Genomic DNA, 24,115 nt, shown 5'->3' on the forward strand with positions numbered 1-24,115 from the left:
CGTTCAAGTGGAAAAAGCGCGATCCTGATGGCAAAAATGGCTAAAACTTATGGGACGAGCCAGCCCGAATCCCACTGATCCGTTTTTTCATTCCAGAAAAATAACGCACGGCGATGGCCGGTGTGGGCGAGATAGAGCCATTCTATGCGATTTATTTCAGCCAGCAAGACGGCAAAATTGATGCGGGCAGGGGCGGTTTGCTTGGCGTCGGGCTTCTGCCCCTCAATCGCCGGATCAAGGCCCGAAGTTGGTGCGTCCACCGGAGATCCCGGTGGAGGATCGGCGAGATAGCATCGTTTTCCGTAGGGAGAAGCTTGCTCCCACGCTTCCTCTGCGATTGCGCCTTCGCGCTCTATCCGCGCTGTGCCGGATAATCGGAGCTGAACTTTCGCGTCCGGATGATAGCCCAATATCGAAATTGCCCCGCCGTTATCCAGATCGGCCACTTTGGATACGCGCGCATCGGTGTTGAAACGAAGCATGCGTGTTTCACGATCCACATCGCGCAAAACCATGATCCGCTGGCTAGGCGTGCCGTCCGCCGTCACCGTGCCGACGGCCAATGTATGCAGTGGCGAATGGCGGTCTTTTTTGCCGCTGGTCAAAAGTTCCCACGATTTCTCAAGGGAAAGGTCTAAATTATTGAAATAAAATTCTTCTTGGGAGAAAGTCATTCAACAGCCGAGAAATTTCCGGTACTTTCGTCGAGAGTGAAAAGCTTGGCTTCACCAATCGCATACCAGGCGCCGTGTAGCTTCAACTCACCGGCTTGCTCACGGCGGGAAATGAAGGGAAAGCTTCGGAGATTTTTAAGGCTGACCTTTACCGATTCAAGCTCCAACTCGCGCTGCGGATCATCAGGAGCGTCATGGACAACCCGATCTCGCGCTTCGCGAACAATAGTCATCCATTCGTCAATGAAACTGAGTCCCGGTTCTCCCAAATCGTCCCCTTCCAGCGCCGCCTTTATCCCGCCGCACTGACCATGACCAAGAACGACGATATGTTTGACGTGAAGGCCGGTTACACCAAATTCAATCGCTGCCGACGCCCCGTGGAGTCCGCCCCTTGTTCATAGGGCGGAACCAGATTGGCGACATTGCGCAAGGCAAACATCTGGCCGGGTCCAGTATCAAAAATCGTTGCGGGATCAACCCGGCTATCGCAACAGGAAATGACCATCACAGGTGGGTTTTGGCCGTCCGCCAGTTCATCGTAGCGCGCCTTCTGCCGGGGGTAGCTATACTCCTTGAACCGGTGATAGCCCTCCAGCAGTGCGTTAAATTCAGGCATTAGAAACGGTCTCCGCGAACGACTTCTACGTTGCCAATGGTAATGAACAAACCGTGGCTATCAAGCAAGGGAGCCACTTTGTCTGCTAATTCATCAGCCTTTTCCTGATTGGCAATCATCAGGACAATCGATTTTGCCGCTGCGCCGGTGACTTCGTCGTGATCCCAGCGACCGTCACGGCCTCCTCCGGAAGCGATCTTGATGATGCTCCAACCGGAAATATCAACTTCTTTCACCAGCCTGATAACGCGCGGAATCAGGGGGTGTCGACCAATATTTCAATGCGCTTGCGCTGTACCGTTTTAACCATGATCTACCCCAGAAAGTTGGCAATAGCCGCGAACAGCGAGATGCCAAATATGATGTTGAACGGAAAGGTGATACCAAGCGACATGGATAAGTAAATACCGGGATCGGCCTGTGGCATGGCGAGACGCATGGCGGCAGGTACGGCGATATAGGATGCGCTCGCGCATAATACGCCCAGAATGGCAGCAGAACCCGGTTCAAGGCCAATCAATGTTCCAACGGCAACACCAATCGTCCCGTTTATAATTGGCATCAAGATGGCAAGTAAAGCGAGCGGAATGGTGATTTTCTTGGATTGCAGAAGACGACGGGCTGCAAGCAGGCCCATATCGAGTAGGAAGAGGCAGAGTACACCGTTAAAGCCAATAGCGAACAGCGGCTTGATCGGCTCAAATCGGGCTTCGCCGGCGACCATGCCAATAGCAAAAGCGCCCATCAAAAGGACAACAGAACCGTTGGTCAAAACCTCATGAAGCAACCCATAGCCGCTATCTTTGTTGGTGCTGGCAACTTCCGCGAGTCCAGGCCGTTTCGAATAGGCTCGGGCGAGCAGCAGGCCAGTTATGATAGCAGGTGTTTCCATCAACGCCATCACACCAACCATGAAGCCGTCCGGTTCCATATCCTGTTTGGTAAGCAGTTCGACCGCAGTTACGAAGGTTACAACGCTGACCGAGCCGTAGTGGGCCGCAACAGCGCCGGAATCGATAGCTCCCAATTTGCCAACTGAGCGAAGCAGAAAAAATGCTAAAATTGGCAGGGTAAAGCCCAGTAAAATACCGGCAATTGCTGCGGACGCTAGTTCTGAAGTGAATCCAGTTGAAGCGACCTCAACGCCGCCTTTCAGGCCGATTGCCGCCATCAGATAGATGGACATAGCCTTGGCAAACGGCTCCGGAATGGTCAGGTCTGATCGGATACAGGCCGCGAAAAACCCCAGGATGAAGAACAGAATGACGGGCGAGGTGAGAGTCTCAATAATCATACCGCTCATTGCTCCCCAGTTCCTGTCATTATCAACCGGGGAATTAGGTAGCGTTATCGCGGTTGGCAAGCGGCATATGCATCGCTATCTAATAGAAATGAACGAAATTACCAAGATCGCATCACCCTCGGGTGAATCGCCGAGGCTCCGCAAGCCCGACTGGATCCGTGTCAAAGCGCCGATGGGCAGGGCTTTTGATGAAACGCGTAAGCTGATGCGGGAGCATAAACTTAACACCGTTTGCGAAGAGGCGGCTTGCCCGAATATCGGGGAATGCTGGACGAAAAAGCATGCGACAGTGATGATTTTGGGCGATGTTTGCACGCGGGCCTGTGCTTTTTGCAATGTGAAAACAGGCATGCCAATGGCTGTTGATCTCAACGAGCCTCAGCATACGGCTGACGCAGCGGCCAAGCTTGGGCTTGAGCATATCGTGGTAACATCTGTTGACCGTGATGATCTTGCCGATGGCGGTGCTAGCCAATTTGTGAAGGTTATCGAGGCGTTGCGCCGGACCACTCCACAAACGACGATCGAGATTTTAACACCGGATTTCCGTAACAAGGCGGATGCTGCGGTCGAGGCAATTGTAGCGGCGCGACCCGATGTTTATAATCACAATCTCGAGACTGTTCCGCGGCTCTATCCCACCATCCGTCCGGGCGCGCGCTATTATGCCTCGTTGCGCTTGCTGGAAAGTGTGAAGCGGCAAGATCCGAGCATTTTCACCAAGTCGGGGATCATGCTGGGATTGAGCGAAGCGCGCCTGGAGGTCCATCAGGTGATGGACGATATGCGCAGCGCCGATGTCGATTTCCTGACGATGGGTCAATATTTGCAGCCAACCACCAAGCACGTGAAGGTGAGCGAATTTGTGAAACCGCAGGCGTTTGATGCTTACGCTTCAATCGCGCGCGCCAAAGGTTTTTTGCTGGTCGCATCCAGCCCGTTGACACGATCCAGCTATCACGCCGGTGATGACTTTGCCAAAATGCAGCAGGCGCGCGAGGAAAAACTAGCCAGAGCGGGTCAAAGTGCCAGCGCATAGGGAAACGCGGGAGCTACCGTTTAGCGCGACCCAGATGTATGCGCTGGTTGCCGATGTCGGGCGTTATCAGGAGTTTTTGCCGTGGGTGGTAGGAACGCGGATTAAATCGGATGACGAAACCGAAATGCTTGCTGATATGCTGGTTGGTTTTAAAGGGTTGCGCGAACAATTTACCTCGCGGGTGATCAAGACGCCCTCTCATGCCATTGATGTCGATTATCTGGATGGACCGCTGCGGCAGCTGCACAATGAATGGCGTTTTCGGCCCCGTGAAACAGGCGGATGCTATGTTGATTTCTACGTTGAATTTGCGTTCAAGAACCGGATGTTTGAAAAACTGGCCGGGCAGATGTTTTCAAAAGCGCTGCACAAGATGACCAGCGCTTTTGAACAGCGTGCGCATGTAATCTATGGCCCCGGCTATTCTGGCGCTACGGGAAGCAACAACTCAAGCGCCACCAGCGCCGCCTGAAGACGAATTTCCGCGCGCGTTTTATCGGCACCGAAGTTCTTGCGGTCCGCTGCCACATCTTCCGGGTCTTTTCCTTTTTCTGCTTTTGCAAAAACGACAGTACCCACGGGTTTCTTCTCGGTTCCACCTCCCGGCCCCGCGACACCAGTGATCGCCACAGCAACATCGCAACCGGATTTTTCCAATGCGCCCGTTGCCATTTCCCAGGCGACGGCGATGGACACAGCACCAAAGGTTTCCAGAAGGTCATCGCTGACATTCAGCATTTTCTGCTTTGCTTCATTGGAATAGGTGTTGAACCCGCAGTCAAAAACATCGCTGCTACCGGCGATCTCTGTGAGCGCCGCAGCGACAATGCCGCCCGTGCAACTCTCCGCTACTGCAACCCTAAGGCCCAATTTTCGGTTTTCAACGATAACGCGCTCGGCAAGCGCAACAAGTTCTGGCGGTAATAGATGATCCATAAGTGAGCGCCGTTAGACTATTTGGGCAACGTTTTGCAAATCGGTATTTTTTGCGCTTTGTCTTCCTTGATCGATTCCTGGACGATTGCGATAGCAAGGGTGGCAAGATTGGCCGATGGCATGGGCTCGAGCGAGGAGTATATCTTGTCAATGATAGCACAATCCTTTGGCTTGATCTCCGATCCGATCATTTGTGTGAACATCGCATCGGCCATCGGTCTCAAAAAATCATCGCTGATACCGCGCGGCAACTGGTCTCCAGCCAGAACGCCAACAGCCGCTTTTGCTTTCGGCCAAGCGGTCTGCGCCGCCGCTTTATACTTTGCAAGCTGCTCGGAATTTGGTTTCAACAACGCCGCTGTCGCCGGTAAAGTTGTGGCACATTTCGTGCGGGTGGCTTCTACTGCAGTTGGTAACAAATAGGTAACCAGGCCTTCCGCTTGTGGCACGGTGAGGCATTTCTGGACAGTTGTTGCCTGCGCCGTCGTAGCGGAGATCAAACCGACCAATGCTCCGCCAAGAGCAATTTTATGAAACATCATATTTTCTCCAAAGAAATAGTGGCGATGGCCTGAGCGGCAATTCCTTCTTCGCGCCCGGCAAAGCCAAGACGCTCTGTGGTGGTCGCTTTTACGCTGACTTGATCAAGCGCAATATCCAACACCGTAGCAATATTTGCCCGGATCGCTTCCCGATGCGGTTTTATTTTGGGTGCTTCGCAAATTAATGTCATATCGACGTTATTGATGGTGCCGCCTTTCCCCGCGATTAACTCCGTTGCATATTTAACAAATTGTTCTGATGCTGCTCCTTGCCATTTGGCATCGGTGGGCGGAAAATGGTCGCCAATGTCACCTGCGCCAATCGCGCCCAGCAAAGCGTCGGTTAGCGCGTGGAGCAGTACATCGGCATCGCTATGGCCAGAAAGGCCTTTGACGTGATCAATCTTCATCCCGCCGAGCCACAGCTCTTCGCCGGCCACCAGTTGATGTACATCAAAGCCCATGCCGGTCCGGATTTGTGTTTGCATAGGCGTCCTTTCAAAGTCAGAGGGAAAGGTGTATTTTGCCAGGTTCTCATCGCCTTCAATGAGGTGAATATCATGGCCGGCTGCCTGAAATATCTGGGCGTCATCAGTCGCGGTTATATCTTCAGGCCAGATATCATGTGCTGCCAATAATTTTTCGAAATCAAACGCTTGCGGAGTTTGTACGCGGCGCAGTTTTTCGCGATCCAGCGTTTGCCCTAACCGCTGACCGTCAGTGGATATCATGGTATCAACAGCAGGCAAGACAGGCATGGCTCCCGCTTCAGTTTTCAACACGGCCAATAGCGAGTCGATTATATTGCGGGATAAAAATGGTCGTGCAGCATCGTGAATCAATATCGATTGCGCGCCGCCGGATTGCGCTATCGCGTTAAGCGTATTTCTGACGCTTTGCTGACGCGTGTCGCCTCCGATGACTAGGTAATAGGCTGAGCAACCAGAGAGCGCCTCATTTGCCAATTCTTCCTGACCAGCTCCAATCACCACCCACAGTTTATCGATACCTGCATGGGAGAGAAAGCTGTCTACGCTGTGGCGCACAATAGGTTTGCCACGGACACGCTCAAATTGTTTGGGGCGGCTTAATCCTGAACGGCTGCCCGACCCCGCGGCGAGAACGACCGCATGGGTTGCATTGGCGGAGTTAGAAGAATCGGACATCGCCAGTGATCTACTCGCACGCTCGGTACGAAGCAATTCTTGCATCGCAGCAAATGCGAAGCTATTGGCTGCCTAAATATTAGGCAGAACCATGAATCTCAATCCCATCTCTATCGGTAATCTCGAAATCGAAAGCCCGGTGCTGTTGGCACCGATGACCGGTGTGACTGATCTCCCCTTCCGAAAATTGGTGCGCCGTTTCGGCTCTGGTCTCAATGTGACCGAGATGATTGCCAGTCAGGCAATGATCCGGGAAACGCGCCAGTCGCTACAAAAATGTGCCTGGGATCCGATTGAAGAGCCGGTCTCCATGCAGCTGGCAGGCTGTTCGCCGGAAGCGATGGCTGAAGCGGCAAAACTCAACGAAGATCGCGGCGCGCATATCATTGATATTAATATGGGCTGCCCGGTTAAAAAGGTCGTCAATGGCGATGCTGGTTCAGCTCTGATGAGGGATTTGCCATTAGCAGCGGCTCTGATCAAAGCCACTGTTGAAGCCGTCAATGTGCCGGTGACGGTAAAAATGAGAATGGGTTGGGATCATAACAGTCTTAACGCTCCGGAACTGGCGCATATTGCCGAGGATTTGGGCGCCAAGATGATCACCGTTCACGGCCGCACGCGTTGTCAGATGTACAAGGGCAGCGCCGACTGGACCTTTGTTCGTAACGTAAAGGAAGCCGTGTCCGTGCCGGTCATCGTCAATGGCGATATTTGTACGCTTGAAGATTGCGAGCAGGCCTTGCAGGAAAGCGGTGCGGACGGACTGATGATCGGGCGCGGCGCTTACGGCAAACCCTGGTTCCTGGGGCAGGTCATGCACTGGTTTGCCAAGCGCGAAAAATTGGCTGATCCAGATTTGGCCACCCAATATGCCGTGCTGGATGAACATTATCGAGAAATGTTGAAACTATATGGCGAGGATGTTGGCGTGAAAGTCGCGCGGAAGCATATCGGTTGGTATACTAAGGGACTGCCCGGTTCTGCCGAGTTTCGCAATATGGCAAACAAGGAAATTGATGCGGCCAAAGTGCTGCAAATGCTGGAAGATTTTTACGGGCTTTGGCTGAACAAAGCAGCAGCCTGATGTCTGAGCTGCCGAGCGCCGAACAGATATTTGCAAGCCTGCCGGATGCATTGCTGCTGATTGATGAAGATCATCACATTGGCCAGGTGAACCCAGTCGCGGAGAATTTCTTGCAAACCAGCTCAAAACGTCTTGTAGGTAGAAAAATTGGTGACTTTATTTCTTTTGTCGATGAGCGTTTGACAAACGCTTTGGAAGATTGTGACGCAAATCTTGCAGCACGAAATGTACCAATAACCATTCGTGACACACATTCAGCAATGGTGAATTTCGAGATCCACGCAATCACATCAAATGAAGATTGGCGACTTGTTTCCATCGCGCCACTGCCTGTTGATGGCGCAGCCATTGGTGAGCGTGAGGATCAACCCCATCAATTTTCGATTCGTGCGCCCGATATACTGGGGCATGAGATAAAAAATCCTCTGGCAGCTATTAAGGGCGCAGCGCAACTGTTGAATCGCGGTCTCTCGGAGGATCAAAAACCGCTGGCAGACATGATCCAGGCCGAGGTCAAGCGGATCACAACCTTGCTTGACAGGATGCAGAGCCTATCTACCAACCAGCCAGCGCAGATCGAACCGGTCAACATCCACAGTCTCGTGGATGAAGCGCGAAAATCCATTGAAACCGCGCAGAACGGGGCGATCAAAATCAGGGAATGGTTTGACCCTTCACTGCCTGACGTCCTCATTGATCGTGACGCCATGATGCAAATATTGATAAATCTTTTGTCGAATGCGGTGGAGGCAACCAGAGGTATGGATGATCCGCATATCGAAGTGATGACGCGATATAGTTTCGGCGCCGCATTGCAAACAAAGGGTAGTGATCAAGCGATTAAGCTACCGGTGGAGCTTATCGTGAAAGACAATGGACCGGGTGTGGATCCCGAAATCGAGTCCGAAATATTCTCACCATTTGTGACTACCAAGAATGAAGGGCAGGGGCTTGGTCTCGCTTTGGTCAGAAAACTAATCGGGGATATGAATGGTCGTATCAGGCATGAGCGCGACGCGTTGACCGGACATACGCAGTTCATGCTCTTCCTCCCGGTAGCGGAAAAAGGACAGTAAAATGGCCAATAGAATCTTGTTGGTCGAAGACGATGTATCGGTAAGTCACATTATCGCAACGGCCTTGAAGGCGGAGGGTATGACGGTCGATAGCTGCAAAACCATATTGGATCGCGACGTTATGATGTCTCGCGGCAAATATGATCTGCTCATCACCGACGTCGGACTTGGTGAGGACGATGGCATCAAGACTCTGGATACAGTCAGGGCGCAAGACCCTGATCTCCCGATCATCATTATATCGGCCCAAAATACGCTGAATACCGCGATCCGAGCATCCGAAACCGGTGCATTTGAGTATTTTCCAAAACCATTTGATCTTGATGAACTGGTGGACGGTGTACGACAGGCTGTGCGTCCGCGGAAAAATGCAAACACTGCCATATCGATAGAAGATGAAAGCCTGCCTTTGGTTGGAAGAAGTGCGGCCATGCAGGATGTTTACCGGATGATTGCGCGATTGTTGCGTAACGATTTATCCGTGCTTGTTCTGGGTGAGTCCGGGACGGGTAAGGAACTTGTCGCTGAAGCTATTCATAATCTAGGTCACCGGAAATCCGGGCCGTTTGTTGCCGTTAACATGGCAGCCATTCCCGCCGATCTTATCGAAGCCGAGTTATTTGGCCATGAGAAAGGGGCCTTTACGGGAGCTGTAAACAGCGCCGTTGGTAAATTTGAACAAGCGCAGGGCGGAACGCTCTTTCTGGATGAAATTGGCGATATGCCGATGCATGCGCAAACCCGCTTATTGCGCGCATTGCAATCGGGCGAGATCAACCGGGTTGGAGGAAGTAAACTCGTTCGGCTCGATGTGCGGATTATCGCCGCGACAAACCAGGACATGCCGGCTCTCATTGAGGCGGGCAAATTCCGGGAAGACCTCTACTATAGAATAAACGTAGTACCGATTGACTTGCCTCCGTTGCGCGAACGCGCGAGCGATATACCGGCCCTGACCAATCATTTTCTAAACCAGGCGGTAGAGGAAGGGTTGCCGCGTAAACAGATTGATGATGCAGGCATGAAGGCGTTGGAGCGACATCCTTGGCGCGGGAATGTCCGCGAATTGAAAAATATAGTCTATCGTCTCGTGGTAACAGCGCGGGACGACTATCTTTCGCAAGCATATATTTCCCAGATTCTAAATGTTGAGAAAAATGAAGAGCAAGAGCAACTCGCACAGAGCCAGTTTTCAAATCTGGTTCGTTCGATAGTTGTCGAACTCGTCAACGCTGACGGCGAAGATCATTCTGTATATGTCAGGGCTCTGGAGCATTTTGAACGTCCGTTACTCGAGGAAGTTTTATCGATCGCAAATGGAAATCAGATAAAAGCAGCAAAAATGCTGGGCATAAATCGCAACACATTGCGGAAAAAACTCAACGAATATGAGATTGATCCCACAAGGCTCTAACAATGGAAGAATGCCAGTTTGAGCGGTAGACAGTTGCCGGGTTCAGGCAAAGCGTGACATATATACCAAATAGTGCTGTTTTTACCACGCGCCTGTTGTAATAAGCACACAATGGAATTGCGGCATCATCCTGTAGAAAAGCGAGCGCCGGCCTGGATGCGTCGCCTTTCATTGTTATCCGAAAATGATAACACAATAAGACGCCTGGAGTGGGCAGTGCTGCTGTTGTTTGCGGGCTTGCTAGTGGGCAGCTATGTTTTCTTGAATGGTCAATCAGACCGCACAGACCTTATTTCGCCTCCCTTGACGGCCGCGCTTCTCGTCGCGAACCTTATCCCGGCAATTTTACTTCTGGTGTTATTCGGTCGCCGCATTGCCAAGGGTAGGGCGGCGAAATCGGCTATTGGTAGCAGTGGACGGTTACATGTTCGACTGGTTGCACTTTTCTCGCTGCTCGCCAGCGTACCAATGCTGCTTGTTGTTATATTTGCATCGCTCCTGTTCCAATATGGCGTCGAATTCTGGTTCTCTGATCGCGCGCGCGGAATGCTTGAAAATGCCAATGATCTGGCGCGAGGATATTATAGTCAGAATCAACGCGACGTTGGCGAAGAAACGATAACCATGGCCGGTGATCTGCGCAATTTGCTCAAGGAAACAAACATTGCGAGTCCGGATTTCGCCGAAGCTTATGTTTTTCAGGTCTTGACGCGAAAGCTGAATGAATCTGCGATCGTCGAATATGGCAAAGACGGCGTGGCTCGAACAGCGGCGGCCGTAGAACCCGATAGTCGTGATCAAAGGACCAAAATTACCGACGCCGTGATAAATCAGCTGAAAGCTGGTGAAAGCTACGTGGTGACCGCAAAGTCGAATAAAATCGAGGCCGTTACCGCGTTGGATTTGAACGGCGATATTTTCCTCTACGCAGCGCGAGATTCCAATATGCTGGCATTGAGCCAGTGGGAGCGGGCGCAGGAAGTGCTGCAAGATTATGACGATCTATTTTCCCGATCACGCAGTTTGCAATTGCAGTTTAATATTGCGCTGTTCGTTATATCGCTATTGATCGTCGGTTTGGCGCTCTGGATTGCGCTGGTCGTTGCTGATCGCATGGTACGCCCGGTTGGCGAACTGGTTCATGCGGCAAAACGGGTGACAGAAGGTGATCTTGCCACGCGAGTTCCTACGCCAATGGAACGAGACGAAATTGGTACTCTGGGCCGGGCATTCAACAGGATGACGGAGCGCCTGGAAACACAAACGACGGCGTTGTTGACCGCTAACGAGCAGTTGGGAAGCCGCCGTGCCTTTATCGAAACAGTACTGGAATCGGTCACAGCAGGCATTATCAGCCTGAATATTGACGGCGAAATACGGCTTATAAATTCTCGCGCGCAGGCGCTTTTGGCAAAAGAGGGCGACAATCTGCTTGATCGCCAGATATCCGAGATTGCACCGGAATTTTCCGACTTGATCGCAGATGATATTGAAAACACCATCATTGAATTTACCTCGGGGACAGAAATTCGAACGCTTGAGGTAAAAATAGTCGCCGAAAACTCGGGGCACGTTATAACTTTTGAAGATATAACGCAGCGCCTGCTCGATCAGCGCCGTGCGGCGTGGTCTGACGTTGCCCGCCGGATTGCACATGAAATCAAGAACCCGCTCACCCCAATTCAGTTGGCGGCGGAAAGACTGCAACGCCGGTTTGGAAAGAACATAGGCGAGGGCGAGGAGATTTTCACGCAGCTAACCGGAACCATCGTTCGTCAAGTTGGCGATTTGCGAAATATTGTTGATGAATTCTCGTCCTTTGCTCGCATGCCGAAGCCGGTATTCCGGATGGACAATTTGGTTGATATCGTAAAACAGGCAGTGTTTCTGCAGGATGTCGCTCATCCAAAAATTGCATTCACCTTTGAAGCCGAGCAACAAGAAGTTCCGTTGGTATGTGATCGTCGCCAATTGGGTCAGGCTTTGACCAACATTCTAAAAAATGCTGTTGAAGCAATTGAGCAAAGGTCCGAAAATGATCAAGATTTCAATTTGGCTGACGGACAGATATTGATCAATGTAGATGCCAACGACGGCAAGCTATCGATCATTTTGGATGATAATGGAGCTGGCCTGCCGGCTGATCGAGAGCGTATAATTGAGCCCTATATGACTACGCGGGAAAAGGGCACCGGCCTCGGCTTGGCTATCGTCAAAAAAATTGTTGAAGAGCATTTTGGAGATATTTCATTTTCAGATGCTCCTACGGCCGGCACCCGCGTGGAAATAATATTTGATCCAATGAAACTGGAAAGACTTGGGCAGAATAGCGCAGCACCTGCAATTCACGATGAAAACGTTCGCTCATTTGGGGCAATCCGCAAACAAACTGCCAAAAAAGTACGTAAATAGAGGTCGAGAGTAATGGCATTAGATATTTTGATTGTCGACGATGAACCAGACATTCGTGAGCTGATCGCAGGTGTGCTGGAAGACGAGGGCTATGAAACGCGCACGGCTGCCGATAGCGATTCAGCCCTTGCGGCGGTAAATGAACGCAAACCGTCACTGGTGCTGCTGGATGTATGGCTTCGTAATTCTCGGTTGGACGGATTAGAATTGCTCACTGAAATGAAGCAAACCGATCCTCGCTTGCCGATCATCGTCATTTCCGGGCATGGAAATATCGACACGGCCGTTGCTGCGATTTCCCAAGGTGCTGTGGATTTTATCGAAAAACCGTTTGAAGCGGAGCACCTTCTGCACCTCGTGGCCAAGGCTACGGAAACGCAGCGACTGCGCCGCGAGAATGAGGTCCTGAAAGCCCGCGTAGGATATTCTGAGGAATTATCCGGAAATTCGGCCGCGATAAACAATGTGAGGGCGACGTTGAAACGTGTGGCTGGAACTGGCAGCAGATTATTGATTTCCGGGCCTGCAGGTGTAGGTAAAGAGGTCGCAGCGCGATTGATGCACAATTGGAGCGCGAGATCCAATGCACCTTTTGTGACCATCAGCGCCGCACGACTTTCGCCAGAAAGTGTTGAAGAGGAATTGTTTGGCACCGAGAAAGCCGGAAAAGTCGATAAAGTCGGACTCTTGGAGGAAGCCCATGGCGGCACATTGTTCATTGATGAGGTGGCCGATATGCCGCTGGATACCCAAGGAAAAATCCTGCGGGTACTAACAGAGCAAAGTTTTGTCCGCTTGGGAGGAAGCCAGCGAGTCAAGGTTGATGTGCGGGTGGTCTCGGCAACATCGCGTAATCTCGAGGAAGAAATTCAGGAAAAAAGATTTCGCGAAGATCTGTTTTACCGGCTTAACGTTGTGCCGGTTGAACTGCCACCGTTGCACCATCGGCGCGAGGATATTCCGACATTGGTGGAGCATTATTCCGCCCGTTTTGCCGCCGACCAACGATTGCAAGCACCCGAAATATCAACGGAAGCGATGGCGGCTTTGCAAGCCTGCGATTGGCCAGGGAATGTCCGGCAATTGCGCAATGTGATCGAACGTACGATTATATTAGCACCAAAGGATAATTTTACAAAAATCGAAATTGACATGCTGCCACCGGAAATATTGGGGCAGGACGATGACCTTGATCAAGGCGTAGCATCGTTGATGGGCTCGCCGCTTAGAGAGGCACGCGAGAGTTTCGAGCGGGAATATCTGAAAGTACAGATCAGGCGTTTTTCCGGGAATATCTCCAAGACAGCCAATTTCATCGGTATGGAGCGATCAGCGCTGCACAGAAAATTGAAAATGCTTGGATTGGCTGCGAAGAAAAAGCAGGATTCTGAGTGATCGTCTGTTAATTGCGGTTGTAGCTGACACCGAGCTTGCATATATTGTTTTTTGACGATCCCCCAGGTTATCATTATCGTCATGCAATAAATATAATGTGGCAGATGCCGCCAAAAAACATGGAGTCAAAAAATTGACCGATAAATCAAATAATTTGCAAGATTTGTTCTTAAACTCTCTTAGGAAATCGAAGACACCGGTTACCATGTTTTTGGTGAAAGGCGTAAAGTTGCAGGGAATTGTCACTTGGTTTGATAATTTTTCAGTATTACTTCGCCGCGACGGCCAGTCCCAGCTTGTCTACAAGCACGCAATCTCGACGATTATGCCGTCCGAGAGCCTGGATATGCAACCGTTCGTCGAATTGATGGATAACGCAAAGCCGAGAAACGGCGTTTTGCAGGAAGTGTTTTTGACGGCAGTGCGCGATAGCAGTGATTCCGTGACTATGTTTTTGGTCAATGGCGTTATGCTGCAGGGCGAAGTCGCTGCTTATGATTTATTCTGTATCTTGCTAGAACGCGACGGAATGACGCAACTTGTTTACAAACATGCTATCTCCACAGTCCAGCCAGGCGGGCCTCTCAATCTTGCCGACTATAATACCGAAGACAGCGCGCATTGATCCCATTTGAAAAAGACGAGCTGGATGGTTCTCGAGACTTAGCCGTCATTGCCCATCCCAATTTGGATTCACTGGGTGAGAATGCTCTGGAATATCGCCTTGAAGAGGCTGTCGGGCTTGCTTTGGCAATCGGTCTCAAAACAACTTCTGCACGCAATTTTTCTGTCCGGGCACCAAAGGCCGGGACATTATTTGGTTCCGGGCAGGTTGATCAGATCAAAACTATTTTGGCACAGGAAGGCGCCAATATATTGGTTGTTGATGGCAGTTTGAGTGCGATCCAGCAGCGAAATCTTGAAGAATTTCTCAATGTTAAAGTGATTGACCGAACGGGGTTGATCCTGGAGATATTTGGAGCAAGGGCAACGACGGCAGAAGGCCGACTTCAAGTTGAACTCGCACATCTTGACTATCAGGCAGGCCGGTTGGTGCGCAGCTGGACCCACCTTGAGCGCCAGCGCGGCGGTTTCGGTTTTCTAGGCGGCCCAGGGGAAACGCAGATAGAGTCGGATCGGCGGATGATCCGTGACAGAATGGCAAAATTGCGTCGGGACTTGTCTCATTTACAAAAGACGCGGTCATTACATCGGTCTCGCAGACAAAAAGCGCCTTGGCCTGTTGTGGCTCTGGTGGGATATACCAATGCCGGGAAATCAACCTTATTCAACCGTTTGACGGGCGCGGATGTGATGGCCGAAGACCTGCTGTTCGCGACGCTTGACCCGACGATGCGGGAATTTCCCTTACCTGGATATGACAAGGCGATTATCTCGGATACCGTCGGCTTTGTGTCTGACCTGCCGACCCAGCTAGTGGCGGCTTTTCGGGCAACATTGGAAGAAGTCACGGCCGCAGATATCATTGTGCATGTGCGCGATATTTCCCATGCGGCTAGCGATGCGCAGTCCCATGATGTCAAGCAGATATTGGCGGATTTGGGAGTGGAGTTGGTAGAAGTTGATGGGGCAGGGCCTCTCCTTATTGAGGCATGGAACAAAGTCGATTTGATCGACGGTGATGATCCTGAAAGCCCGCAACTCCCAGATCATGTTCCGGAAAATGTTGTACTTATTTCAGCGATAAAAGGCGAGGGGCTTGATAAGCTCGTCGATATGATATCCAGCAATCTATCCCGGAACCACGATATCGCGAAGATTTCTGTTCCTGCGGGCGATGGCAAACGGATTGCCTGGTTGCACGAGAATGGTAAAATATTGCAGACTGATCAACAAGCTAACGCTTTGATAATGGATGTAAAAATGTCCAAACGCAATTGGGGCCGCTATAACGCGCTCTAGAATCTGATACTGGATGATGCGCTTTAGCTATTCTTCTGATTTCACCGACTGCCATAAGGTTTCCATCTCGTCCAGCGGCATTGTCTCAAGCGGGTCTTTCGCCTTTTTTTCCACGTTCTGGAAACGCGTTGTAAATTTCCGAGTAGCATCAGCCAAAGCCTGTTCAGAATCGACGCCATAGTGGCGCGCCAGGTTGACCGTCGAAAAGAGCAGGTCGCCAATTTCCTCATGAATCTGCTCTTGTGTCTCCGCAGACTCGACTTCGTGCAGTTCTTCCAGTAGCTTTGCTTTTACCGGTCCAATATCGGGCCAGTCAAATCCAACGCGAGCGGCTCTTTTCTGGATTTTTTGCGCGCGCAATAATGCCGGAAGAGCTACTGCAACACCATCCAGAGCGCTTGTCGCACCGGAATTTGCTCGTTCATCGGCTTTGAGTGCTTCCCAGCCCGGGCTATTCTTATCTTCTCCAAAAATATGGGGATGTCGCCTCTCCATCTTCTCGCATATCCCGGCTACGACATTTTCAAAGGAAAAATGCCCACCATCAGAGGCAATTTTACTATGAAACACGACTTGCAGAAGAAGATCGCCGAGCTCATCCTTTAAGGCATCCAAATCGCCACGTTTGATTGCGTCAGCGACCTCATAGGCTTCTTCGATGGTGTAGGGCGCGATTGTTTCAAAGGTTTGCACCTTGTCCCAATCGCATCCCATTTCCGGATCGCGCAATTGATCCATTATTTTGAGAAGAGGGTCTATCAATACAGGCTCCATATTGCGTCAATTTGGCTTGAGTATTCCGCGAAGGCAATTGATGGCTATCTGGCGTCATGGTGGCAAGCACAATATAATATGACATATATCGTTATGGCTATCTGAGACAACACCGTCTAAAAAAGACCTATGGATAATCGGCGCATATTCCGGTTTTTGCTGGACAAATTGAGGCAGGAAAAACGGTGCGTATTGGTAACCGTAGCGGCGGTCGATGGCTCCTCGATGCGTGATCCTGGCGCCCATATGGGGATTTGTGAAGATGGAGAATTTATCGGATCACTATCTGGCGGATGCATTGAGAATGCAGTGGTTGCCGAAGCTCAGGACGTGCTTGCAGCGCTGTGTCCTCGGATCGTACGCTTTGGTTCCGGTTCGTCCTATCTCGACATAAAGCTGCCGTGTGGTGGCGGTCTCGATGTTCTTTTTAATCCGTTGGATGACATTGAATTTTGTGGTAAAATTGTAGAGCAATTGTCGAAGCGCGCGCCATTATCTCTCTCGCTTCCGCTGGACAAACAACTGCCTAGACTTTTGCCATATTGGCAACCGACTGAAACGAAAATTGAAAATAGGCACATCTGTGTTGGCCATTGGCCATCGCCGAGACTTGTTATTATCGGACATGGAGCTGGAGTGTTGAGCCTCGCCCAACTGGCTAAAACAATGGACATGGACGTTGAAGTGATAACTAGCGACCCTGATCTCTCAGACCTGATCAAAACCAAAAATATTCCTTCGAGAACATTGAAAACACCGCAAGATATTGAGCATGTTCATGGAGACTCGTGGACCGCGTTTATTTTCATGTTTCATGACCATGATTGGGAAGCGGCATTGATGGTGAGGGCGCTCGGACAACCGCATTTTTATATCGGAGCAATGGGCGGAAAAAAAGCTCATGCTAACCGGTTAAAAACTCTTGCAGAGTTTGGCGTTGAACCGGAACAACTTCAAACCATAAATGCACCTATTGGTCTTTTCCATTCCTCAAGAGATCCGGATACGTTAGCGGTGTCTACAATTGCTGAAGTCTTGAGGACATATGTTTCCCAAGATTTTAGAAAGTTGTGATCTTGGATATTGAGAGCAGGGGCCTCAAATTACGGTCGATTTGCATGTCGCGTTTCGAGATGAATAAGATTGATAATATATATTATGTTAAATTATATATCACTCTACCACAGGTGGTTCCAAAATCATCTCATCCCCTTCGACGCGCCAGCTTTTCATTTGTGATAGAAAATTCATGCCGATCACATTGGATTCGCCAAATTCTTCCGCCACTACAATCGGCAAATCTTTTGCAATCATTGGACCGACTTTGAGTTCTTCAATTGTCGCGCGCTGGGCCTCTACCGTGCCATTAGCTGTGGTCAGATAAGTTGGAAAACCGCCACCATCAATTTCCACGTTTGATGACTGCGCAGTTTTCAAGGTCATTGCCGTCGTGGTAGCGCCGCTATCGATCAGGAAACGGATGGCGTGCCCATTTACTTCGGCATTTGCCCAATAATGTCCATCCGCAGATCGACGAATCTTCAAGGTACTGCCAACAATCTGCTGCTCATTCGCTCCAGTCAGATCGCCGGTCACACGATTCCATACTGCCAGAATTTCATTTTGATACGAGAAAACAACCAGTACGATAGCAAAGATGGCGACCCAGCTGAGCGCTGTACGAACGATTTCGCCCAGACCAATACGTCGCGAAAATAAGGCGCTCGCGACCAGAATAAGTGCTCCAGCGGCCCAAATAAGATTAAGGTTTTGGTCTTCTGTCATAAAACTAAAGCTCTAGAGTATAACCATCATATGCTGGTGCAATATGGTTTGGCAATCGCGCCCGAAGTTGCCGATAATCCATCGACTTATCCATATGGGTAAGCAGACTGAACGCAGGCTTTACCTGATCGATGAGATCTATCGTCATATCCAGATGCGCATGCGTGGGATGTGGTTTTTCCCGCAGAGCATCAACAATGAACACATCGCATTGTGCGTACAATTTTCGCATCTCGTCGGTTGCTTCGCCGAAATCCGTTGCATAGCAAATTGAGCAATCGGCGTGTTCAAAGCGGAGGCCCGCTGACGTTATTCCACCGTGGGGTTGATCGACGGTTTTGACGGTGATGTCTCCAATTTTTTGGACATCCCCGAGTTCGCGGCCGTCACAAATCGATGGATAATATTCGTGGCCCGCAAATGCATAGGAAAATCGATTTTTCAGGCTCTTAAGAGCAAATGGTCGCGCGTAACTGGGAATGGGTTCACGCTTTGCATGGAAAACCTGACGCAGATCATCAATACCATGACAATGATCTGCGTGATCATGCGTCCAGATTACTGCGTCCACATAGTCTATTGCATTGGCTAGAAACTGCGCGCGCATGTCCGGCGACGTGTCCACCAATATGCGGGTTGTCGGGCTTTCGACGAGAATCGATACACGAGTCCGCCGGTTCTTTGGTTCTTCAGGGTCACAATCGCCCCAATCATTGCCAATGCGGGGAACGCCTGATGATGTTCCGCATCCTAATATTGTGAACTTCACGGGTACGCTTTGCTGAACAGCTTGTAGAAATTCTGAGCTGTAGTCTGGCAAAGATCATCGTAGGTTTCGCCGCGTAATTCCGCAAGAAAACGGGCGGTGTCGGCGACGAAAGCAGGCTCCCCCGTTTTGCCGCGATGCGGCACGGGAGCCAGAAATGGTGCATCGGTTTCCACCAGGAGCTTGTCTGATGGCAGTTTTGCTGCTGTGGTTTGCAAATCCTTGGCATTTTTGAATGTCACGATACCTGAGATCGAAATAAAAAGCCCAAGATCGAGCGCCTTATGGGCGAAACCTTCACTCGCAGTGAAACAATGGATCACGCCGGTATAGGCGCCCTGCTCCATCTCTTCCGCCATTATTCCAGCCGTGTCATCTTCGGCATCGCGTGTGTGGACTATGATAGGTAGGCCGGTTTCACGCGCGGCGTGAATATGCGTCCGGAAGCTCTGCCGCTGCCGGTCGCGATCACTTCTATCATAATAGTAATCCAGCCCGGTCTCGCCGATAGCAACCACCCTTTCGTGCTCAGCTTCGTCAATCAGTTTGGACAGATCAATATCTGGATGCGCGTCTGCTTCATGCGGATGAATGCCGATGCTGGCCCAGACGTCACTTTCTCGTTCTGCGGTCGCCACAATATCCCGCCATTCGCGTTCGCGCGTGGAAATGTTGAGCATCGCGGTAACGCCGCTATTACGGGCGCGATCGAGGACTGCATCTTGTTCTTCGACCAGACCGGCATAGTTGAGGTGACAATGACTATCGACCAGCATGTGCTACCCCTCACCTTCTGAAGCAGGAACTTCTAGCCGCGGGAAAACCGCCGTTGGCGCAGGAATATCCAGGCCTACCTGAATATTAGTATCAAAATGAGCAAAACCGCGATTGTCGCGCTGCTGCGAAAGCATATCCAGCATTTTCGCGCAACTTTCCGGAATAACCCATTGCAACATGATCGCAAGCCGACGGATGGCTTCAGCTGTGTAATATAACACTGTATCTGCACGCTCCGGATCGGTTTTGCGCAAAGCCCATGGGGCGGAATCGGCAAAATATTGGTTGGTCGCGCTCAGACGTTCGCGGATCAGGTCAATGGCTGCATGAATGGGTACGTTGCTATCCTGCATCAGCTGCTGGATTTCCTCGAACGCTGCTTGAAGATCGGTGATAAGCTGTTCATCAGCGTCGGTTTTTGTTCCGGGCGCAGGAATTTTTCCATCACAATTCTTGGCGATCATGGAGAGGCTGCGCTGCGCCAGATTACCAAAATTATTGGCTAAGTCAGCGTTGGTCTTGGTAACAATCATTTCCGGTGAATAGGTTCCATCCTTGCCGAAAACGACATCCGACAGAAGGAAATATCGCAATTGATCAACGCCAAATGTTTCCGCTAAATTGATCGGATCAACCACATTGCCAACCGACTTTGACATTTTGACGCCCCGGTTCAAGACGAAACCATGACCGTAAACATGTTTCGGCAACGGCAGTTTCGCGCTCATCAGAAAAGCAGGCCAATAAACAGTGTGGAAGCGCACGATATCCTTACCGATAACATGGACTATATCGCCCCCTTTACTCCAAAACTTGGGATAAAGATCGGTTTGCTCAGGATAACCCAGGCCTGTCAGATAGTTGGTTAAGGCATCAATCCAGACGTACATGACATGTTTGTCACTGCCGGGAACTTTCACGCCCCAGTCAAAGCTGGTACGGGACATCGATAAATCCCGCAGTCCGCCTTCAACAAATTTAATCATCTCGTTCCGGCGACTTTCCGGCTGCAAAAACTCTGGCGTTTCGCGGAAAATTTTCAGGAGCGGTTCCTGATATTTGGACAATCGGAAAAACCAACTCTCCTCCACAGTCCATTCCACCGGGGTGCCTTGGGGAGAGAGTCTTTCTTTTGATCCGCCCTTACCTTCTGCCTCGATCAGCTCACTTTCATCATAATAGGCTTCGTCACGAACTGAATACCAACCTTCATATTTGTCGAGATAGAGATCACCATTGGTTTCCATTGCCTGCCAAATAGCTTGGCTCGCGGCATGGTGATCAGCTTCGGTGGTTCGAATGAAACGATCATGTGAAATATTAAGTTTATCGCACATCCCTATAAATTGAATCGACATTTCGTCCGCCAGTTGTTGAGGGGCGATACCTCGTTTCTCCGCTGCCTGGGCCATTTTGAGACCATGCTCGTCCGTACCGGTTTGAAACCGGACATCGCGGCCCATCAACCTGTGGAAGCGAGCTATGGCGTCGGTTGCAATCACTTCATAGGCATGCCCGATATGCGGTGGTCCGTTAGGATAGCTGATGGCCGTGGTGATGTAATAAGGTTTGGTCATGAAGACTCATTTTGATTGGATGGAACCTGCAAATAGGCGCAACGTCTCTTTATGCGCGCCTGTCGCTTTGAGCAAGAGAGCCCATCAGACTGGAAAGTCTGAAAACCACGGACTGGCTATCCAGCGCTTTGGGAACCGCCATGGCTGCCAAATCACTGGCCTCTCGCCAACAGTCTATCTGGCGGATTTTATCTGACTGATCGGAAGATTTGATATGCTGTGCCATAAGATTTGGTACACGCTCAATGAAGGCCTGATAGCGTGGCGTTGCGGCTTTCAGGGATAATTTACGCGCAAGATCAGTTTTCAAGGCGTTATTATTGTCACCCGATCGCATGATGGCTTTTGCAATATCATCCAGCTCTGCAAGTCCTGCATCGACAAATCGCAGAGCCCGCCCCGGCGATCCCTCGCCCGCAGCGACCAGCGCAGCAATTTCAACCTCGTCAAGTTTCGGCGCTTTTTCTCGCAATAGTTGCTGCATCTGCTCATCATCAAGTGGATCAAAGCGCAAAACCTGGCAGCGCGACCGGATGGTTGGCAACAATCTCTCGGGTGTGTGGCTCACCAAAAGGAAAATGGTATTTTTCGGCGGTTCTTCGAGGTTTTTGAGCAAAGCGTTTGCGCCGCTCCGCTCCAGATCATCAATCGCATCAATAACGACAACCCGGTAGCTCGAGATCGATGGCTGACTGTTAAAAAGCGGCTGCAACAATCGAACTTGAGCAATTTTAATGTTTCTGGCAAGCTCTTGTTCTTCAAGAGAATCCAAACCGTGATCGCGCGCTTTTTTCTCTTCCTTGTCACCTTTCGGACCGCGTTTCAAAATCCGGAAATCAGGATGTGACCCTGCTGCCATCAAGTGGCTGGTCTGGTTATCAACCTGCTTTGAAAAATGATCGGGATCATGGTTGGCGTCGAGCAAAAATTTCGCTGCCTGTTCCGCAAACCCAGCTTTCCCCAAGCCTTGGTCGCCAGCGAGTATCCAGGCGTGATGCAGCGTAGATTTGTCAAAGGCCTGGCGGAAAATCCGCTGTTGCTTTTCGTGACCGAGAAATGACGTCATGCAGTCAACTCAAGAGATCTGCTAGATTATCGAGTAACGCACTAGTGATGGCGTCTGGAGCAGCAGAAGCGTCAATCAGTTTCACTCTAGTAGGCTCCTCCGTCGCATATCGCCGAAAATTCGCCATGACCGCACTGTGATAACCGCTGTCGCGTCCGCCAATCCGGTCGCTATCGCCGCGGTCTCGAGCATTGGCACGCCGGGCTGCGATATCCTCTGGTAAATCCAGAATAAAAGTTCTGTCCGGCATAAACCCGTCGCTGCCCACTTGATGGATTTTCATGATATCATCATCGCCAAGAACGCCGCTCACTGTTTGGTAAGCACGGCTGCTGTCAATAAACCGGTCGCAAATAACCCAGTCTCCGCGCGCAATCGCGGGCTTGATCAAGGTGGCGCAATGTTCGGCTCGAGCCGCAGCAAACAGCATTGCCTCGGTGCGCATATTCCATTTATCATCATGGCCAGAGAGCAATAGCTGACGGATTGTCTCCGCTCCCGGTGTACCGCCCGGTTCGCGGGTGAGATGGGCCGTTAGCCCTCTAGCCTCCAACGCAGCTCCTAGAGCTTTGGCCTGTGTAGATTTGCCGGTGCCTTCGCCGCCTTCCAGACTTATGAACCGTCCGTTCGTCACGCCATACCAAGTATCGATTTGAAACCGGCCCAGACGCGATCAAAAAAACCCGCCGTCCCCACTGCTTCACCGGCAACAAGTGGAACAATCTGCTCACCTGTTTCCGATGTGGTTACGACCAACTGCGCTATCTCCTGGCCCTTTGCAAAGGGTGCCTTTATGGGGCCGTTATAACGAACCTTGGTCGTGATTTTCGCCTCAGACCCTTTAGGCAAAGTGACAAATAAATCCTTTGGCGCAACTAGCGAAACCGTCGAACTATCGCCAAGTTGTACATCAGCGGTTTGAATTTTCGTGCCCTTTTTGAAAAGCGCTTTGGGTTCCCATGCATTGAAACCCCAGTTCATGAATTTGACGCTCTCCGTGATCCGGCCGCCATAGCTGTCGAGGCCGGCCAAAACTGAAACAAGCCGCCGCCCTTTCTGTTCTGCGGATCCGGCAAATCCGTAGCCTGCTTCTTCCGTATGCCCCGTTTTTAGGCCATCAGATCCTGCAACCTTGCCAATAAGAGGGTTACGGTTGGGCTGCGTGATGCCATTCCAGGTGAATTCTTTCTGTCCGTAAAATTCACGATAAAGCTTGGGAAATTTATTGTAGGTTTCAGAACCCAAAGTCCCTAAGTCCCGGGCGGTGACAACTGTTCGACCCTCATCAGGCCATCCATTGCTGTTGCCAAATCGGCTATTGGTCATGCCGAGGTCATTGGCGCGCTTGTTCATCAGACCAACAAACGCGTCCTCGGTTCCTGCGATGCCTTCTGCCAGCACCACGCAAGCGTCATTTCCCGAAAGCGTGACGATCCCGTGGAGCAAATCGCGGACACTGACCATATCACCGACCGGCAGGAACATCGTCGATCCCTGATTATTCCATTTCTTCCAAGTTTCTTCGTCTACGCGAAACTTGTCATCCAGTTTGAGCTTGCCTTTATCGATCAGATCAAACGCAACATAGACAGTCATCATTTTTGCCATGGAGGCAGGCGGGATTTTTCTGTCTGCATTTTTCTCAAACAGAACCGCGCCGGATGACAAATCCTTGATATAGGCAATCGGAGCTTCGGTTTCATATTTGGGTGCAGCGATCAGCGCGGTAGACATTGCCGCAATTGGCAGAGCGATCCATTTGATTTTGTTCATTAAAGTCCCGG

At 50.8% G+C, this 24,115-nt stretch carries 26 protein-coding genes; 10 read left to right on the top strand and 16 right to left on the bottom strand.

From position 1 onward, the window contains the following. Positions 1 to 47: 47 nt before the first annotated feature. From HF685_RS01935 to HF685_RS01950, 5 genes are all read right to left on the bottom strand, one after another. Positions 48 to 674 (bottom strand): pyridoxamine 5'-phosphate oxidase family protein, encoded by a 627-nt coding sequence (locus tag HF685_RS01935; protein ID WP_168818057.1) that lies wholly within the window; start codon positions 672 to 674, stop codon positions 48 to 50. After that, the gene (locus tag HF685_RS16680) at positions 671 to 1,039 is read right to left on the bottom strand and encodes a carbonic anhydrase (protein WP_425500199.1); all 369 of its coding nucleotides are present in this window, start codon (positions 1,037 to 1,039) and stop codon (positions 671 to 673) included. Before HF685_RS16680 ends, HF685_RS01935 begins: the two co-directional genes overlap by 4 nt. Further along, on the bottom strand, positions 1,024 to 1,293 hold the full coding sequence (locus HF685_RS16685) for a carbonic anhydrase (RefSeq protein ID WP_425500167.1): 270 nt from the start codon (positions 1,291 to 1,293) through the stop codon (positions 1,024 to 1,026). The genes HF685_RS16680 and HF685_RS16685 overlap by 16 nt, the downstream gene beginning before the upstream one ends. Further along, positions 1,293 to 1,529 (bottom strand): hypothetical protein, encoded by a 237-nt coding sequence (locus HF685_RS01945; RefSeq protein ID WP_168818058.1) that lies wholly within the window; start codon positions 1,527 to 1,529, stop codon positions 1,293 to 1,295. Before HF685_RS01945 ends, HF685_RS16685 begins: the two co-directional genes overlap by 1 nt. A gap of 77 nt (positions 1,530 to 1,606) precedes the next feature. Next, complete coding sequence (locus HF685_RS01950) at positions 1,607 to 2,596, bottom strand: sodium-dependent bicarbonate transport family permease (protein ID WP_168818059.1); 990 nt, start codon at positions 2,594 to 2,596, stop codon at positions 1,607 to 1,609. Positions 2,597 to 2,684: 88 nt separating this feature from the next. On the opposite strand from HF685_RS01950, the gene lipA reads away from it, so the two are divergent. Together lipA and HF685_RS01960 are read left to right on the top strand one after the other, a co-directional pair. Continuing rightward, positions 2,685 to 3,635, top strand: a complete 951-nt coding sequence (gene lipA / locus HF685_RS01955; protein WP_246218703.1) for a lipoyl synthase — start codon at positions 2,685 to 2,687, stop codon at positions 3,633 to 3,635. Next, positions 3,622 to 4,107: a type II toxin-antitoxin system RatA family toxin gene (locus HF685_RS01960; protein WP_168818061.1), complete on the top strand. Its 486-nt coding sequence runs from the start codon at positions 3,622 to 3,624 to the stop codon at positions 4,105 to 4,107. The genes lipA and HF685_RS01960 overlap by 14 nt, the downstream gene beginning before the upstream one ends. Here the strand turns inward: HF685_RS01960 and HF685_RS01965 are convergent. Genes HF685_RS01965 through HF685_RS01975 form a run of 3 tightly spaced genes read right to left on the bottom strand, consistent with a single transcriptional unit; the run spans position 4,056 to position 6,279 of the window. Continuing rightward, the gene (locus HF685_RS01965; RefSeq protein ID WP_168818062.1) at positions 4,056 to 4,571 is read right to left on the bottom strand and encodes a CinA family protein; all 516 of its coding nucleotides are present in this window, start codon (positions 4,569 to 4,571) and stop codon (positions 4,056 to 4,058) included. The two genes, HF685_RS01960 and HF685_RS01965, sit on opposite strands and share 52 nt — an antisense overlap. A gap of 17 nt (positions 4,572 to 4,588) precedes the next feature. After that, positions 4,589 to 5,113, bottom strand: coding sequence for a hypothetical protein (locus HF685_RS01970; RefSeq protein ID WP_168818063.1), 525 nt, complete (start codon positions 5,111 to 5,113; stop codon positions 4,589 to 4,591). Then, positions 5,110 to 6,279 (bottom strand): bifunctional 2-C-methyl-D-erythritol 4-phosphate cytidylyltransferase/2-C-methyl-D-erythritol 2,4-cyclodiphosphate synthase, encoded by a 1,170-nt coding sequence (locus HF685_RS01975; protein ID WP_168821121.1) that lies wholly within the window; start codon positions 6,277 to 6,279, stop codon positions 5,110 to 5,112. The genes HF685_RS01970 and HF685_RS01975 overlap by 4 nt, the downstream gene beginning before the upstream one ends. A gap of 91 nt (positions 6,280 to 6,370) precedes the next feature. On the opposite strand from HF685_RS01975, the gene dusB reads away from it, so the two are divergent. The 7 genes from dusB to hflX all read left to right on the top strand — a co-directional run bounded on the left by dusB (position 6,371) and on the right by hflX (position 15,586). Next, a complete protein-coding gene (dusB, locus tag HF685_RS01980; RefSeq protein ID WP_168818064.1) occupies positions 6,371 to 7,366 on the top strand; it encodes a tRNA dihydrouridine synthase DusB in 996 nt (331 codons plus the stop codon). Then, positions 7,366 to 8,442, top strand: coding sequence for a two-component system sensor histidine kinase NtrB (locus HF685_RS01985; protein ID WP_168818065.1), 1,077 nt, complete (start codon positions 7,366 to 7,368; stop codon positions 8,440 to 8,442). The genes dusB and HF685_RS01985 overlap by 1 nt, the downstream gene beginning before the upstream one ends. A gap of 1 nt (position 8,443) precedes the next feature. After that, entirely contained in the window at positions 8,444 to 9,856 is a 1,413-nt protein-coding gene (locus HF685_RS01990; protein WP_168818066.1) for a sigma-54-dependent transcriptional regulator, read from the top strand. Between the two features lie 111 nt (positions 9,857 to 9,967). Next, positions 9,968 to 12,268: a sensor histidine kinase gene (locus HF685_RS01995; protein WP_425500168.1), complete on the top strand. Its 2,301-nt coding sequence runs from the start codon at positions 9,968 to 9,970 to the stop codon at positions 12,266 to 12,268. 12 nt (positions 12,269 to 12,280) lie between these two features. Beyond that, positions 12,281 to 13,663, top strand: a complete 1,383-nt coding sequence (ntrX, locus tag HF685_RS02000; protein ID WP_168818068.1) for a nitrogen assimilation response regulator NtrX — start codon at positions 12,281 to 12,283, stop codon at positions 13,661 to 13,663. Between the two features lie 133 nt (positions 13,664 to 13,796). Further along, positions 13,797 to 14,288: an RNA chaperone Hfq gene (gene hfq / locus HF685_RS02005; RefSeq protein WP_246218704.1), complete on the top strand. Its 492-nt coding sequence runs from the start codon at positions 13,797 to 13,799 to the stop codon at positions 14,286 to 14,288. Beyond that, positions 14,285 to 15,586, top strand: a complete 1,302-nt coding sequence (gene hflX, locus HF685_RS02010; protein WP_168818070.1) for a GTPase HflX — start codon at positions 14,285 to 14,287, stop codon at positions 15,584 to 15,586. The genes hfq and hflX overlap by 4 nt, the downstream gene beginning before the upstream one ends. A 27-nt stretch (positions 15,587 to 15,613) precedes the next feature. Here the strand turns inward: hflX and mazG are convergent, their stop codons facing one another. Beyond that, the gene (gene mazG, locus HF685_RS02015; protein ID WP_246218705.1) at positions 15,614 to 16,348 is read right to left on the bottom strand and encodes a nucleoside triphosphate pyrophosphohydrolase; all 735 of its coding nucleotides are present in this window, start codon (positions 16,346 to 16,348) and stop codon (positions 15,614 to 15,616) included. A gap of 237 nt (positions 16,349 to 16,585) precedes the next feature. On the opposite strand from mazG, the gene HF685_RS02020 reads away from it, so the two are divergent. Continuing rightward, the gene (locus HF685_RS02020) at positions 16,586 to 17,434 is read left to right on the top strand and encodes an XdhC family protein (protein ID WP_246218706.1); all 849 of its coding nucleotides are present in this window, start codon (positions 16,586 to 16,588) and stop codon (positions 17,432 to 17,434) included. A gap of 99 nt (positions 17,435 to 17,533) precedes the next feature. On the opposite strand, the gene HF685_RS02025 is transcribed toward HF685_RS02020, so the two are convergent. The 7 genes from HF685_RS02025 to HF685_RS02055 are packed head-to-tail and all read right to left on the bottom strand — an operon-like array spanning position 17,534 to position 24,104. Further along, positions 17,534 to 18,145, bottom strand: coding sequence for a retropepsin-like aspartic protease family protein (locus HF685_RS02025; RefSeq protein WP_168818073.1), 612 nt, complete (start codon positions 18,143 to 18,145; stop codon positions 17,534 to 17,536). A 4-nt stretch (positions 18,146 to 18,149) separates the two neighbouring features. Next, positions 18,150 to 18,914, bottom strand: a complete 765-nt coding sequence (locus HF685_RS02030) for an MBL fold metallo-hydrolase (RefSeq protein ID WP_168818074.1) — start codon at positions 18,912 to 18,914, stop codon at positions 18,150 to 18,152. Continuing rightward, the gene (locus tag HF685_RS02035; RefSeq protein WP_168818075.1) at positions 18,911 to 19,687 is read right to left on the bottom strand and encodes a TatD family hydrolase; all 777 of its coding nucleotides are present in this window, start codon (positions 19,685 to 19,687) and stop codon (positions 18,911 to 18,913) included. The genes HF685_RS02030 and HF685_RS02035 overlap by 4 nt, the downstream gene beginning before the upstream one ends. A 3-nt stretch (positions 19,688 to 19,690) precedes the next feature. After that, positions 19,691 to 21,265 carry a methionine--tRNA ligase gene (gene metG, locus HF685_RS02040; protein ID WP_168818076.1) on the bottom strand — a complete coding sequence of 525 codons (1,575 nt, stop codon included), beginning with the start codon at positions 21,263 to 21,265 and terminating at the stop codon, positions 19,691 to 19,693. A 49-nt stretch (positions 21,266 to 21,314) separates the two neighbouring features. Further along, positions 21,315 to 22,331, bottom strand: a complete 1,017-nt coding sequence (locus tag HF685_RS02045) for an AAA family ATPase (RefSeq protein ID WP_168818077.1) — start codon at positions 22,329 to 22,331, stop codon at positions 21,315 to 21,317. Between the two features lie 4 nt (positions 22,332 to 22,335). Next, positions 22,336 to 22,965, bottom strand: a complete 630-nt coding sequence (gene tmk, locus HF685_RS02050; protein WP_168818078.1) for a dTMP kinase — start codon at positions 22,963 to 22,965, stop codon at positions 22,336 to 22,338. Further along, the gene (locus HF685_RS02055; RefSeq protein ID WP_168818079.1) at positions 22,962 to 24,104 is read right to left on the bottom strand and encodes a D-alanyl-D-alanine carboxypeptidase family protein; all 1,143 of its coding nucleotides are present in this window, start codon (positions 24,102 to 24,104) and stop codon (positions 22,962 to 22,964) included. Before HF685_RS02055 ends, tmk begins: the two co-directional genes overlap by 4 nt. Positions 24,105 to 24,115 lie beyond the last annotated feature (11 nt).

The sequence above is a fragment of the Parasphingorhabdus halotolerans genome, assembly GCF_012516475.1.
GTDB classification, from domain to species: Bacteria; Pseudomonadota; Alphaproteobacteria; order Sphingomonadales; family Sphingomonadaceae; genus Parasphingorhabdus; species Parasphingorhabdus halotolerans.